This window comes from Corynebacterium sp. S5S1, assembly GCF_001913985.1.
In the GTDB taxonomy this organism is placed as follows: domain Bacteria; phylum Actinomycetota; class Actinomycetes; order Mycobacteriales; family Mycobacteriaceae; genus Corynebacterium; species Corynebacterium marquesiae.
This window is the reverse complement of sequence record NZ_MKXT01000020.1, coordinates 61,542-75,709: the sequence shown is the minus strand read 5'-3', so window position 1 is coordinate 75,709 and position 14,168 is coordinate 61,542. Positions and strand designations below refer to the sequence as shown.

Genomic DNA, 14,168 nt, shown 5'->3' with positions numbered 1-14,168 from the left:
CTACTACAACAAGAAAGACAACGAACTCAGCCCCCAACGGGGCAACTAAAAACGAAAAATCTCGAGACACCGACCGGAACGATGTCTCGAGACTTCACAATGTGTCCCCGACAGGGATCGAACCTGCGACCTTCGGTACCGGAAACCGATGCTCTAATCCGCTGAGCTACGGAGACATCGCTGGGAAAATTCCCAACGATGTGATTTTAGCGCATGGGTTAGCGGGGGACTAAATCAACCCGGGGGCGTCGGCAGTAGTGACTTCGCCGGTGCGTAGGTAGTGCACGCCAATGTCATCAACGACCTTATTCTTAGAAGCAAAGTGGCCATGGCCGGGGCCGTGGACGGTGACCACGTGCGACTGCATCGGCTTGGAGAGGCTGATGTGGTACTGGTACGGCGTTTGCGGGTCGCCCGTTGCCTGGATCTGGAGGGGCTTGGTGGCCAGCTTAGAGCCGTCGAGAGGTGCCTGGCCCGTGACCGGCGCGCGGCCACCGCAGCCCGCGCCGGAGCCGTAGAGAGAGTTGATGAGGGTGAAGGGATCAACGCTGACGAAGTTGGTCCACAGGTAGCTCGGGTATAGCAGCGGATTGCCGGGCACGGTGTTTTCATTGCAGACGATGAGGTTTTGCATATTCATCGCTTGAGCGACGGACTCTTGATGTTTGCGCAGCGCCTCCGGGTCGGGCTGCTCAGCATCCATGGGCTCGCTGCCGTTTAGGTGCTTGGCAAAGGCATCCCACTGCGCAGGAATCGGGACGAGGTCGCGCGTCATGACCAAAAGCGGGGAGAACACTTGCACGGCGTTGGGGTGCTGAATCTTCTGGGTGAGGAACTCTGCCTGCACGCGCAGTGGGCCGGTGGCGGTCATAATGTCCGCACCAGGCTGACCGGCAAACTCGAGGCCTGGAGGTAGGTCACCGATCTTGGCATTAGGTGGCAAGACAGTAGGGCGTACACCTGCTTCACGCGCTACCTTCTGCGACCACTTTTCATAGACCTGCAGCGGGGTGGTGCCAAGGTGATATTTCGCATCATTTTTGGCAATGAATCCGAAGAGATCGTGCAGTCCCTTTTCATAGCCGCGCTGTTGGGAAGCAAAGATGCCATTCCACGCCAGCTTGGGGCTCATACCCGAATCTAGCAAGACCTTGCCGGTGTGCTCTGGATACTTGGTGGCGTAGGCGGAGCCTAGGTACGTGCCGTAAGAGGTGCCGGCGATGTCAATCTTTTCCTCGCCCAAAGCACGGCGCACCATTTCCCAATCCTGCAGGGTATTCGCAGTGGTCAGTGAGTTGGTATAGCCCGGAGTATTCTTCTCGCAGGCATCGCGGGTGAGCTTTCCTACCTGGAGGCTTCCTTGGAGCGGATTGCTGGTGGCCGTGGCATCACACTTGACCGGGGTGGAGCCCGGCAGGCCACGCGGTTGTACCCCGATGGTGTCCCACTCATCGCGCACGGCCTGTGGCCATGGAATGGCGGTATTTCCGGCCCATCCATAGGCATCGCCACTTGGGCCACCAGGGTTGGTAAACAACGCGCCACGGCGGGCGCCTGGGTTGGCGGCGGGAACGCGCACGAAGCCGACGCTAATGGTGCCGGCCTTCGGGTTGTCGTAGTACGTAGGGACCTCGATGCGGCCGCACTCGGCGCTGTCGATGTCCACCTGCTCTGGGCAATCTTCCCAGGAAATGGCGGGCTTGGTGTCTTGTGGCGCGGCCGTGGCAATCGGTGCAGTGACACCAATGGTGACCGCAGCAGCACCGAGCGTGGCCGCTAGTTTAGAAGAAAAAGAAAGCATAGGTTAGGTCTCCAGAATAAAAATGATTGGTAGACCTAGCCTATGCTTTTTTGATGCCTCTGGCATCATATTCACAGTAGGTGGGTGCCCTCATCGGCCGGGGGAGGGCTATGCAACCTACTTGACGATGAGGACGATGAGATCACGCGGACCGTGTACCCCCTCGACGCGAGCGAGCTCGATATCAGAGGTAGCGGACGGGCCAGAGATCCACGTTGCCGGCTTCTCCGGGTTCATACGGGAGATGACCTCGGGGATGCCGTAGACGATCTCATCCTGGTGGACGATGCACAGGTGGCGATCCGGAACCAGGGTGAGCGCGCGACGGCCGCAACGCTCATCAGACTGGAGCACGATGGTGCCGGTCTGGGCGGAGGTGACGTGGGAATAAGTGACCACAGCGTCGGTCTCGTTCAGTGTGCGCGGATCGACAGATTTATCATCTGGCTTGGCGTCGAAGCCCTCGAAGAGGGTGGCGTCCATGCCTTCGGCGTAACGAATGTCGTTGCACTCGCGGTCCTTGAGGATCGTGGCGATGGCTTGCTTTAGCTCGCCTTCCTCGGTGACGTGCACCTCGGCCTTGTAATCCTCGAGTCGGTCAATGAGCATATCGCGCAGCTCGTCCGCGTTCAGGGTGCCCTCGTGGTGGTAGTCGCGCGGGGCATCAACGTGGTCGGGCAAACCAGCCTGCTTCTGAGCGGAGCGGATGCGGCTTAGGATTTCCTGCTTTGCGTTCACTTTTGGGACTCCTCACGGGCCTCGGCAAGAAGTTCCTTGCCTTCTTCGGACTCGAACCACTGGCGGAAGGACTTCTTTGGCGGAACCGCGGTATCGCGGCCTTCGGACCAACCGGACATAAACAGTGGCAGGGATTCGATGGTCTTGTTGGTGCCACCCAAGATGCGGCCCAAGGCGACCATGTGGGTTGCCTTGTTCCACAGCTTCGGGTTGCTCCACAGCAGCTGAATGGTCTTGAAGAGCTTCGGCTCGATTGGTGGGGTGGCGTGGGTGACCTTCTGGTGGCGGTTTTCCAAAATGACGTCGGAAAGCGGAATCTTCACCGGGCACACCTCGTCGCAGCGGCCGCACAGGGAGCATGCATAAGGCAGGCTGGCGGAAGGATCGTTGTGGTCCTTCATGCCGGTCAGCTGCGGCGTCAGGGAAATGCCGATCGGGCCAGGGTAGACGGAGCCGTAGGCGTGGCCGCCGGCGCGCTCGTAGACCGGGCAAACATTCAGACAAGCCGAGCAACGGATGCACTTAAGGGCCTGGTGGCCAATCGGGGAGGACAGGGCCGCGGTACGGCCGTTATCCAGCAGCACCACGTGGAAGTTCTGCGGGCCATCGCCCTCAGTAACGCCGGACCACATGGAGGTGTACGGGTTCATACGCTCCGCGGTGGAAGAACGTGGCAGCAGCTGGAGGAAGACCTCCAAGTCCTGGAAGGTAGGAACCAGCTTTTCAATGCCCATCACGGTAACGAGGGTCTCCGGCAGGGTTAGGCACATACGGCCATTGCCCTCGGACTCCACGATGTTGATGGTGCCGGTTTCCGCCACGCCGAAGTTGGCGCCGGAAATCGCGACCTTGGCCTGCATGAACTGCTCGCGCAGGAACTGGCGGGAAGCCTCAGCCAACTCTGCCGGCTCTGCCTGCAGGGAGTCATCGGTATTTGGCATCTTGTTGACGAAGATATCGCGGATCTCCGCGCGGTTGCGGTGAATGGCCGGAACCAGAATGTGGGATGGCTTATCTTCGCCCAACTGCACGATGAGCTCTGCGAGGTCGGTCTCGCGAGCGTTGATGCCTGCTGCCTCCAAGTGCTCGTTCATGCCGATTTCCTGGGTGGCCATGGACTTAACCTTGACCACATCGGTCTCGCCGGTGGCGCGAATCAGCCCCTCAATGATCTGGTTAGCTTCCTTGGCATCGCGTGCCCAGTGGACAACGCCGCCGCGAGCCTTAACTGCCTCTTCGAACTGCTCGAGCAGTTCGGGCATGCGAGCGGCAACATCTTCCTTGATGGCGGAACCTGCAGCGCGCAGCTCCTGCCAATCGTCCAGCTCTTCTACAGCGTTGGAGCGCTTCTCCCGAATAGTGGTGGTAGCGTGCTGCAGGTTGTGGCGCTGGGTGGCGTTATTCAGGCCAACGTGTGCCAGGGGAACAAAGGCCTTGCTGCCGCGCAGGTTGCCGTAGCCTTCCGGCGCGCGCGGTGGGGTGGTATCGAGGAAAGAGGTCATTAGAGCATCGTCTCCTTGGAGTAGGCGGCGGAGGTAGGAGTCCATGGGTGCTCCTTGGTAGAAGCCAAGATCTCAGCCATGTGAACGGCGCGGATACCGGAACGCTGGCGGCTCAGGGCACCACCGATGTTCATCAGGCAGGAAGAGTCACCGCCGGTGACGTATTCAGCCTCGGTCTCCTTGATGTGGCGAGTCTTATCGGTGACCATCGCGCGGGATACCTCTGCGTTCTTGATGGCAAAGGTGCCGCCGAAGCCACAGCATTCTTCCTTATTGGGAAGGGTGACCAGTTCGATGCCTTCGACTTCCTGCAGTAGCTGCAGTGGGCGGTCGCCCAGCTTCAAGAAGCGCAGGCCGTGGCAGGAAGGGTGGTAGGTCACGCGGTGTGGGAAGAATGCCCCCACGTTGGTAACGCCTTCTACGTCTACCAGGAATTCCGGCAGGTCCAGGGTCTTCTGGGTGGTCTTGCGGGCGCCGTCGACGTCGGCGGAGTTGCCGAAACGGTCGGCGATGCGCTCGTGCTGCTCACGAACGGCACCCACGCAGGAACCAGAGGCAGCAACGACGTAGTCAATGGAAGGATCTGCGAAGGCATCCGCATAGGAGCGGATCATGCCCAGGGTTTCCTTCTGGTAGCCGGTATTGATGTGCATCTGGCCGCAGCAGGTCTGTTCCTCCGGGAAGACCACTTCGTGGCCCAAGCGGGAGAGAACCAGTGCCGTTGCCTTTTGTACGTCCGGGAAAAGGGCGTCACCAATGCAAGTGGAAAATAGCGCAATGCGCATACGGTGCTCCTCGTTGATTTTTTACATGGGGGTAGCCATAACTCTACTCCTTTTAAGCGGTACGTGCGTAATGCGTCCCCCGCTTGACCAGCAATTATTTCGCAATATTAGTGTTGCAGAAAACTGCTATCAACCGTTTGCGCTGCAAAGGCGAACTTTTTGCTATAGCCCTTTTCACACTCGTCTTTTCAGTGAACTAGAATCGTGCGACATGACTCCAGCTGATTTGGCCACACTAATCAAAGAAACCGCCACCAAGGTTATGGCGGACCACGACCTTGATTCCTCCGTTTTGCCTGAAACGGTCACTGTAGAGCGACCTCGTAACCCTGAGCACGGTGACTATGCCACCAACGTGGCGCTGCAGGTAGCTAAGAAGGCCGGTGCTCATCCACGCGAGCTAGGCGGCTGGCTGGCAGCGGCGCTCGCGGATGATGAGGCCATTTCTGAAGCAGATATTGCCGGCCCAGGCTTTATTAATATTCGTCTTGCTGCCGATGCACAGGGAGAGATCGTCGCGCAGATCCTTCGCGCCGGCACGAAGTACGGCTCTAACGATTCCTTTGCGGGTAAGAAGGTCAACCTGGAGTTTGTTTCCGCTAACCCGACTGGGCCGATTCACTTGGGCGGTACTCGCTGGGCGGCTGTGGGCGATTCTCTCGGCCGCGTATTGGAAGCATCCGGCGCGCAGGTTACCCGCGAGTATTACTTCAACGACCACGGCGGCCAGATTGATCGTTTTGCCCGATCCTTGGTTGCCGCAGCTAAAGGGGAGCCGACCCCAGAGGACGGCTATGGTGGTGCCTATATTCAAGACATTGCTGCCGCTGTGGTGGAAAAGAATCCTTCCGCGCTCGAGGGCACTGCCGATGAGGTTCAAGAGAACTTCCGTGCGGATGGCGTGGAGATGATGTTCACGCAAATCAAGCAATCCCTGCACGAGTTTGGCGTGGATTTCGATGTGTACTTCCACGAGAATTCACTCTTTGAATCGGGTGCCGTTGACACGGCCTTGGATAAACTCAAGGCAGAGGGCCATCTGTATGAGGCAGAGAATGCCTGGTGGCTAAAGTCCACCGACTATGGCGACTCCAAGGACCGCGTAGTGGTGAAGTCCGATGGAAATGCGGCCTATATTGCCGGCGATATCGCTTATGTGGCCGATAAGTTTGACCGCGGTCATGACTTGAATATCTATATGCTCGGCGCGGACCATCACGGCTACGTTCCGCGGCTGAAGGCTGCGGCAGCAGCGCTGGGCTATGACGCCGATGCGGTGGAGGTACTCATCGGTCAGCTGGTCAACCTGCTGCGCGATGGCCAGCCGGTGCGCATGTCGAAGCGGGCGGGCACAGTCATCACCATGGAAGACCTTGTTTCGGCTATTGGCGTAGATGCCGCGCGTTACTCGCTGGTGCGCTCTTCTGTGGACCAGAGCATCGATATTGATTTGGGTCTGTGGGAATCCCAGTCTTCTGATAATCCGGTGTATTACGTGCAATACGGCCACGCCCGCCTGTGCTCCATCGGCCGCAAGGCAGCCGAGCTGGGCGTCGATTCGGCAAGTGCAGACCTCTCCTTGCTCACCCATGATCGCGAGGGTGACCTCATCCGCACCCTGGGCGAGTTCCCGGCCGTGGTGGAAGAAGCCGCGCAGCTGCGCGAGCCGCACCGCATCGCCCGCTATGCCGAGGACCTCGCTGCGGTCTTCCACCGTTTCTATGACTCCTGCCAGGTCTTGCCCAAGGCGGGCGAGGATGAAGCTCCTATTCACGGCGCCCGCCTCGCGTTGGCGCAAGCCTCCCGCGTGGTCTTGGCCAATGCCTTGACCATGGTGGGCGTAAGCACCCCGGAGAAGATGTAAGTGGCGGATTTCAATGAGCTGCCGGCCCACGTCTGGCCGCGCAATGCAAAGCGCGAGGAAGACGGCGTAGTAACCATTGCTGGTGTTCCGCTGCCGGATTTGGCGGAGGAATTCCAGACCCCACTTTATGTCTTCGATGAAGATGACTTCCGGTCCCGCTGCCAGGACATGGCCCGCGCGTTCGGTGGACCCGAGCATGTACACTATGCCTCCAAGGCCTTCATCTCAAAGAAGATCGTGAACTGGGTCAATGAGGAAGGCCTGTGCTTGGACGCGGCCTCGCTCAATGAGCTCAAGATTGCCTTGGCCGCAGAGTTTCCGGCCGAGCGCATCACCACGCACGGCAACAATAAGGACGATGAATACCTGCGTTTGTGCGTAGACGCCGGCGTGGGTCACGTGGTCATTGACAACGAGCTCGAGCTGGAAGAACTCAATCGCATTGCGGGCGAGGCCGGCAAGGTCCAGCCGGTGATGATCCGCGTCAAGCCGGGTGTTGATGCGCATACGCACGAATTCATCGCCACGGCGCATGAGGACCAAAAGTTCGGTATTTCGCTCGCCACGGGCGCGGCCTTTGCTGCGGCCAAGCGTTGCTTGGAGGCGGACAACCTGCACCTGAGCGGCCTGCACTGCCACGTGGGATCCCAGGTCTTTAGTGCGGAGGGCTTCAAACTTGCCGCGGAGCGCGTCATGGGGCTGTACCGCCAGATATATACCGAGCTGGGCGTGACGTTGGAAGAGCTCGATCTGGGCGGCGGTTTTGGTATTCCCTATATGCCTTATGAGGAGGCGCTGGATACCGAGCGCGTGGCCGGCGATATGCTCGGCGCGGTCAAGCACACCGCAGAGGAGTTGGGCATTGAGGCGCCCTTCCTCTTGGTTGAGCCTGGTCGCTCCTTGGTTGCCGGCTCGGCGGTGACCGTCTACCGCGTGGGTACCGTCAAGGATGTAGAAACTGGCAAGTCGGATCTGCCGCTGCGTCGCTATATCTCCGTCGATGGTGGAATGTCAGATAATATCCGGCCAGCGCTCTACGGTTCGGCCTATGACGTGCGGGTGGTCAACCGCTTTAGCGACGGGGAAGAGGTGCCCTCCCGCGTGGTGGGCTTCCATTGCGAGTCCGGCGATATTCTCCTTGAGGACGGCGATCTGCCCAATGATATCCAGCCGGGAGACTTGATCGCCTTTGCGGCGACTGGCGGCTACCAGTACATGATGTCCTCGCGCTATAACGGTGCGGTGCGCCCGGCGGTCGTCGCCACGCGCGTAGGCGAGACCAAGCCTATGCTGCGCCGCGAGACCATCGAGGATCTTCTTTCCCTTGAAGTGGACTAGCCCGGTCACTCGGTCCCCGTCACAGCGCCTAATTTAATTCAGGCCCTGTGACGGGGGATTTTCTATTTATAGACCCATTTACGGCGAAAGTAGACAGCTTGTTCTGTATAGTGTCCTGTATCCGCAATTAGCGGGCACAACACCTTTACCCCAACCGCACAATGGAGACGGATTATGGCTGCATCTACTAGCGAGCTTCAGGTACACAAGCATTCCGGCAAGGGCGAGGGCGAGACCGTCGGTATCGCGTTGCTGGGCTTTGGCACCGTGGGTGCTGAGGTCTTCCGTCTGCTGGGGGAGAATGCTGATGCCTTTGCTCATCGCATCGGTGGTCCAGCCGAGATTCGCGGCATAGCCATCCAAAATAAGAATAAGCTGCGCCCAGGCGTGCCCCAGGAGCTTTTGACCGATGACGCCAAGGCGCTTGTCGCCCGCGATGATATCGACCTCGTGGTTGAGGTAATCGGCGGTATTGACTTCCCACGCGAGCTGGTGCTCGCCGCACTTAATTCGGGAAAGTCCGTGGTGACCGCCAACAAGGCCCTAGTGGCCGCGCACGCAGACGAGTTGGCAGAAGCCGCCGACCGCGCCGGCGTAGATCTTTACTTCGAGGCTGCAGTGGCCGCTGCCATCCCAGTGGTAGGCATGTTGCGCCGGTCCTTGGCCGGTGATCAGGTAGAGCGCATCTCTGGCATCGTCAATGGCACCACCAACTTTATCCTGGACGCGATGGAGTCCACGGGCGCTTCCTATGACGAGGCGCTGGCAGAGGCTACCCGCCTAGGCTATGCCGAGGCCGATCCCACCGCGGATGTCGAGGGCCACGACGCCGCTTCTAAGGCTGCCATCATGGCGTCTTTGGGCTTTCACACCCGAGTGAAGTTCGAGGACGTCCACTGCGAGGGCATCACCAAGGTCACCGCCGCGGATATCGCCGCGGCAAATGATGCCGGCTATTCCATCAAGCTACTGGCCATTTGCGAGCGCCTCCAGCGTGCCGATGGCTCCGAGGCCGTCAACGCCCGAGTGCACCCCACCTTGGTGCCTAAGGAGCACCCGTTGGCTTCCGTGAGCGAGTCTTATAATGCCATCTTCGTTGAGGCAGAGGCCGCAGGTTCCCTGATGTTCTACGGCAACGGCGCGGGCGGCAATCCTACGGCGTCTGCCGTGCTTGGCGACGTCGTCGGGGCAGCCCGCAATATCGTCCACGGCGGTCGCGCACCGGGCGAGAATACCTATGCCAACCTGCCTATCGCAGACTTCGGTGAGGTGGAAACCCGCTACCACATCGATATGGAAGTCCAAGACCGCACCGGTGTGCTGGCCGCCATCTCCGCTGTCTTTGCCGACAATGATGTTTCCCTGCGCACCGTGCGCCAGGAAGACGGCGCGGACACCGCTCGCCTCATCGTGGTCACCCATGCCGCCAAGGAGGCCACCTTGGATACCATTGTGGCTGCTTTGGGCGAGCTCGAAGAGGTCAAGGCTGTTCATTCCGTAATCCGCCTCGGCAGCTAGCCCGGAGCAATAGACTGGACAGCTATGAGTATCGAAGTTGAAGTCGGCACCAAGGCAATCGTGACCGTTCCTGCCTCTACGGCGAACCTTGGCCCGGGATATGACACCTTGGGCATGGCGCTGAGCCTGTATGACACCGTCGAGGTAGAGGTCACCGCCTCGGGCCTTACGGTGGAAATTTTCGGCGAGGGCGCAGAAGACCTGCCGCGCGATGGCTCCCACTTGGTGGTCAAGGCGATTCGCTCCGCACTCTCGGCGGCCGACGCCACCGTGCCCGGCCTGCGCGTGGTCTCGCATAATAATATCCCGCAGTCGCGCGGCCTGGGCTCTTCCGCTTCCGCCGCAGTGGCGGGCGTGGCCGCCGGCAATGCGCTGGCAGGAAACCCCCTGACACAAGAGCAAGTGGTGCAGCTTTCTTCCGCCTTTGAGGGCCACCCCGATAATGCGGCCGCCTCTGTATTGGGTGACGCCGTGGTGTCGTGGACAAATGTCCCCGTCGACGGCCATTCTTTGCCGGATTACCGCGCCGCGTCCATCAAGGTGCACGAAGATATCCGCGCCACCGCGCTCGTGCCTGATTTCCATGCCTCCACCCAGGCGGTGCGCCGCGTCCTGCCTTCGCACGTGACGCATTCGGATGCGGCGTTCAACGTCTCGCGCACCGCGGTGCAGGTGGCGGCGTTGCAGAACTACCCGGATCTCCTGTGGGAGGGAACCCGCGATCGCCTGCATCAGCCGTACCGCGCGGATGTGCTTCCCGTGACCGCGGAGTGGGTGAACCGCCTGCGCAATCGCGGCTATGCGGCCTACCTATCCGGCGCCGGTCCCACCGTGATGGTGCTGCACACCGACGACATCGATGAGGGCATTCTTGCCGACGCCCGCGAGCACAACCTCCGCGTCATCGATCTCACCGTCGCCGGCCCCGTCAGGGTGGAGCTTACGCAGGCTTAATCTTTAGCCGGCACACGTTGGGATGCTGGCGCGGCACCAAGGTAATCGAGGTGGCATCATCGCTGGATTCTTGCAGGAAGCCAGCGTGTACCGCGCACAAAAACGGCGAAGGCTCAAGTCCCGAAGAAACAAACGGGCAGGCATGGAGCTCGATGTCGGTTGAATCAGGCTTGGTGGCAGGATCAAAGCCCATATCGCGCAGGGTGGCAAAGAGCGTATCGAGCGCGCCATCGGAGGCGTCGGCACCTGCGGCGCGTGCCCAGCGTCGCCCGATCTCGAGGGCCTTGGTCGAGGCGGCGTCATCAAGCTCTTCCTTATCCGCCAGCATCGTGGTCAGCACTTCCACCAAGGTGATGTATTCCTCTGCCACCGCTTTATTATCCGGTACGCGGGCTTGGAAGATGAGGGAGGGGCGCCCGCGGCCCTTACTCGGCGCGGAGACTACGTTGACGGCCCCAGCGTTGACCAGTTCATCGATATGTCCGCGGGCGGTGTTGACGTGCATGCCTAGTTCCTCGGCGACGGTGCCGGCCTTGGCGCCTTCGGGGTGGCGCTGCACAGCGATGAGCACCTCGCGCTGCTTGGGCGAGAGGTTGAGGGCCTCCGGAAAAAGTTCGGTGGTGGGCCGAGGAAGTGAATCAGGCATGGTGGGAATCCGCCTTGGGGTCTGCGAAAACAGAAATCTTAGTTGGGGTGGACAAAAACGTTTGCTTTGGACACTGTTAAGGATACGACGTTACCCACCCCAACGTCTAAAGCGAACTCGCGGTCTATCGGTACGCACGCCTCGTGGCCGCCCAGATCAACGCGCAGCTGCATCGCCGCGAGGCTGGTGGCCTCGACTGCAAGGACTCGCACCGTCCACTGATTGCACGTCTCCTGCGCGGCGCCAATTGTAGCTGCATGCGGGTCAAAGGTCACCGCCACCTTCTGTCCGAGCGCAAGCGGCGCATGCTCCGCGGCCGCCAGAACTGTAATATCGCCGCACGCGACCTCTACGGCGGATGCGCCGATCTCGGTTACGGTTCCCTCGAGGCGGTTGAGACCCGCTAGCGCCGCAACGAATCCTGTCGGCGGTGCCTCGAGCAGACGCGCGGTTGCGCCGTGGGCCTGGACCTGGCCGGATTCCATGACCAACATGTCCTGCGCCAGGTGCGCAATATCGAGCGCATTATGGGTCACAAGCAGTGTGGTGCGGTCTGCGCGGGCCGCGTGCAAGAAGCGGCGCCACCTCTCGGCCGATTTCACATCGACTGCGGCCAGGGGCTCGTCCACAATCAACACCGCCGGCCGTGCGGCCAGCGCGCGCACCAGCGCCACGTGGGCGGCTTGGCCGCCGGACAGGGCGGGAACGGGGACGTCGGCAAGCTCGTGCAATCCCGCCGCCGCCAGGAGCTCCTGCGCACGTACCTTATCGCGGGTGACCATGGCCACCGCCTCCACGGCCGTCGAGCGCGGCGGCAACCCCGGCCGCTGGGTGAGCAAGACGACGTCGGCGCCCTCCGGGGAGACCTCCCCGCCGCTCAGACGCCCAGCAATGCGCCCCATGAGCGTGGTTTTACCGGAGCCGTTTGGGCCCACTACGGCTGTAATGGCGCGTGGGGAAAAGTCCGTGCGCACCCCATCGACCTTCACGGAGACGGCCGGAACCTCAGCGGGTCGGGTGAGCTCGCGCAGCTTGTCGACGTCGAAGGTGTGCAACTTCCGCGCCCGCGGTTGGTAGTGCCTCCGCCGCAGGACAGGCAAGCCCGCCAGCGCCAGGCAGGCTAAGGCCAACCCGATAAGCAGCGCGGAGAGCACGTATGCGCCATCCGCATCGACCTCGCGCTCTAAGTAAATGCCTAGCGGCATGGTGCGGGTAACCCCCGGCTGCGAGCCGGCGAAGGTTAGGGTCGTGCCAAATTCGCCCAGCGAACGCGCGAAGGCCAAGACTGCGCCCGTAGCCAAAGCCGGGGCGATGGACGGCAGGGTGATTTTGCCCAGGACTTCCCACCGGCCCAAGCCCACGCCGCGAGCAGAGGCGAGGATTTCCTGGTCCAGCTGGCGCAGCGCCGAATCGACCGCCACCACCACAAAGGGCAGTGCCACAAAGGTCTGTGCCATAACTACTCCGGGGAAGGCGAAGGCGAGGCGGATGCCTAGGGCGTCGAGAAGCGGGGCCAGATACCCCTTGCGGCCGAAAGCTGCGGTAAGTGCCAAGCCGCCCACCACCGGTGGCATGGCCAGAGGGAGGTAGACCAAGAGGCGTACTACGGCGCTGCCGCGGCCGAGCTGCTGCACCCACAGGGCCAGCCCCAAACCCAGCACGAGCGCAAGGAGCATGGATTGGAAGGCGGCTGCCACTGAGATGAGTAGCATGTCTCGGATCTCGTCACGCGCGAGGTAGTCGCCGATGCGATCCCACGGCACGCGCAGCCCGAGGGCCGCCACCGGAACAATGATGGTGGCTACCGCAATGAGACCAATAAGGCCGATGAGCAGCGGGGCTTTGGGGCGAAGGGGCTGGGGTGCGGCCATAGCCTACTCCGCCGGGGTGAAGCCGCGGGCGCGCCAGGTGGAAGCAAAGTCAGTGGCCAAAAGATCTAGGACTTCCTGCGCCTCCTTGGGGTGTTCGGCTTCGGCTGTGACTGCGCCGACAATCTGGTTGGCGAATTTGTTCGCCCCAGGAATGTCAATTACTTCGACATCATCGCCAGCTGCGGCGGCATCGGTGGAATACACCCATCCGGCATCGGCTTCGCCCGCGGACACTTTTCCTAAAACGTCCGCTACCTGGCGCTCTTGGGAGGAGGGGTGAACGTCGAGGTGCTTGTCATCGATGATCTGAGAGGAGATATCGCCGCAGGGTACCTGCGGATCACAGAGCACAAAGTGGCGGGCGCGGGAAAGATCCTGCAGCGAGTGAATATTGGCCGGGTTTCCCTTAGACACCACCATGACCATGACGTTGGTGGCAAGCACCTTAGGTTTGGTGACGGTGCCGTCTTCTACTGCTTGGTCCATGGTTTTCTTGGACGCCGTTAGGAGAAGATCTGCTGGGGCGCCCTCGCGCAGCTTGCTCACGAGATCGGAGGAGCCGCCATTGTCAAAGCTCAGATTCATTGGCGGCTCGAGCTGGCCTGCGCGCTGAGTGAGTTTCTCATTGATGACGCGGGTGGAGGACGCAGCCAGAACATTAAGCGTAGGAGCATCCGCGTCCTGGGCGGAGGTCGTTGACGTTGGGGGAGCGCAGGATGTAAGGGCGAATGCGATGGCGGCGAGGAGTACGGCGGCGCGCTTCTTCATCTGCGGAGGGCTCCTTCTACAGCGGTAGTGTGACCTATCCAGGATAGCCCTCCGCTCCGCGAAGGTTTAGCTCACGCGGGTGAACTTGATGTGGAAGTCGTTTTCTTCTTCCTTGAGGTAGTCCAGCTCGAATTTTTCCTCGCGAGCCTCGACTTCCTTGAGCAGTGGAACTGGATTATGCGGAGCGATGAGGATCATGGATTCGCCCACGTTGAGGGTGCCCAGCGCGCCATGGATGGCGCCGTGGCGAACGGCGTGCGGAATTTCGGAGGCGTTCAGAGTAGGGATGGAGTGCGGCTTATTGGCATCGGAAATGGGCAGTTGCATGGTTTGTAGTCCTTTCTAAAGGGGTGCGAGTTTCGCTCTGCTAGCAATATTAGTAC

General features: G+C 60.8%; 12 protein-coding genes and 1 tRNA gene. 4 read left to right on the top strand and 9 right to left on the bottom strand.

Annotation, left to right across the window (positions count from 1 at the left end):
* Positions 1–102 precede the first annotated feature (102 nt).
* From BKN05_RS08285 to BKN05_RS08265, 5 genes are all read right to left on the bottom strand, one after another.
* A tRNA-Arg gene (locus BKN05_RS08285) sits at positions 103–176 on the bottom strand.
* A 53-nt stretch (positions 177–229) separates the two neighbouring features.
* A complete protein-coding gene (locus tag BKN05_RS08280) occupies positions 230–1,801 on the bottom strand; it encodes an alpha/beta fold hydrolase (RefSeq protein ID WP_286688407.1) in 1,572 nt (523 codons plus the stop codon).
* 117 nt (positions 1,802–1,918) lie between these two features.
* Complete coding sequence (locus BKN05_RS08275; RefSeq protein WP_286688406.1) at positions 1,919–2,539, bottom strand: LutC/YkgG family protein; 621 nt, start codon at positions 2,537–2,539, stop codon at positions 1,919–1,921.
* A complete protein-coding gene (locus tag BKN05_RS08270) occupies positions 2,536–4,041 on the bottom strand; it encodes a lactate utilization protein B (protein ID WP_286688409.1) in 1,506 nt (501 codons plus the stop codon). The genes BKN05_RS08275 and BKN05_RS08270 overlap by 4 nt, the downstream gene beginning before the upstream one ends.
* A complete protein-coding gene (locus BKN05_RS08265; protein ID WP_225747112.1) occupies positions 4,041–4,826 on the bottom strand; it encodes a (Fe-S)-binding protein in 786 nt (261 codons plus the stop codon). Before BKN05_RS08265 ends, BKN05_RS08270 begins: the two co-directional genes overlap by 1 nt.
* Positions 4,827–5,037: 211 nt before the next feature.
* Between BKN05_RS08265 and argS the strand changes: the two genes are divergently transcribed.
* The 4 genes from argS (at position 5,038) to thrB (ending at position 10,500) form a co-directional block, all read left to right on the top strand.
* Positions 5,038–6,690, top strand: coding sequence for an arginine--tRNA ligase (argS, locus tag BKN05_RS08260; RefSeq protein WP_286688405.1), 1,653 nt, complete (start codon positions 5,038–5,040; stop codon positions 6,688–6,690).
* Entirely contained in the window at positions 6,691–8,028 is a 1,338-nt protein-coding gene (gene lysA / locus BKN05_RS08255) for a diaminopimelate decarboxylase (RefSeq protein WP_286688404.1), read from the top strand.
* 174 nt (positions 8,029–8,202) lie between these two features.
* Positions 8,203–9,546, top strand: a complete 1,344-nt coding sequence (locus BKN05_RS08250) for a homoserine dehydrogenase (protein ID WP_286688403.1) — start codon at positions 8,203–8,205, stop codon at positions 9,544–9,546.
* A gap of 24 nt (positions 9,547–9,570) precedes the next feature.
* Positions 9,571–10,500 carry a homoserine kinase gene (thrB, locus tag BKN05_RS08245; protein ID WP_286688402.1) on the top strand — a complete coding sequence of 310 codons (930 nt, stop codon included), beginning with the start codon at positions 9,571–9,573 and terminating at the stop codon, positions 10,498–10,500.
* Here thrB and BKN05_RS08240 read toward each other — a convergent pair.
* From BKN05_RS08240 to BKN05_RS08225, 4 genes are all read right to left on the bottom strand, one after another.
* Positions 10,487–11,146, bottom strand: a complete 660-nt coding sequence (locus BKN05_RS08240; protein WP_286688401.1) for a helix-turn-helix transcriptional regulator — start codon at positions 11,144–11,146, stop codon at positions 10,487–10,489. The two genes, thrB and BKN05_RS08240, sit on opposite strands and share 14 nt — an antisense overlap.
* 38 nt (positions 11,147–11,184) lie before the next feature.
* Positions 11,185–13,017, bottom strand: a complete 1,833-nt coding sequence (locus BKN05_RS08235; RefSeq protein WP_286688400.1) for an ATP-binding cassette domain-containing protein — start codon at positions 13,015–13,017, stop codon at positions 11,185–11,187.
* Positions 13,018–13,020: 3 nt separating this feature from the next.
* Complete coding sequence (gene modA, locus BKN05_RS08230) at positions 13,021–13,785, bottom strand: molybdate ABC transporter substrate-binding protein (protein WP_286688399.1); 765 nt, start codon at positions 13,783–13,785, stop codon at positions 13,021–13,023.
* A 66-nt stretch (positions 13,786–13,851) separates the two neighbouring features.
* Positions 13,852–14,112, bottom strand: coding sequence for a DUF2249 domain-containing protein (locus BKN05_RS08225; protein WP_049378366.1), 261 nt, complete (start codon positions 14,110–14,112; stop codon positions 13,852–13,854).
* Positions 14,113–14,168 lie beyond the last annotated feature (56 nt).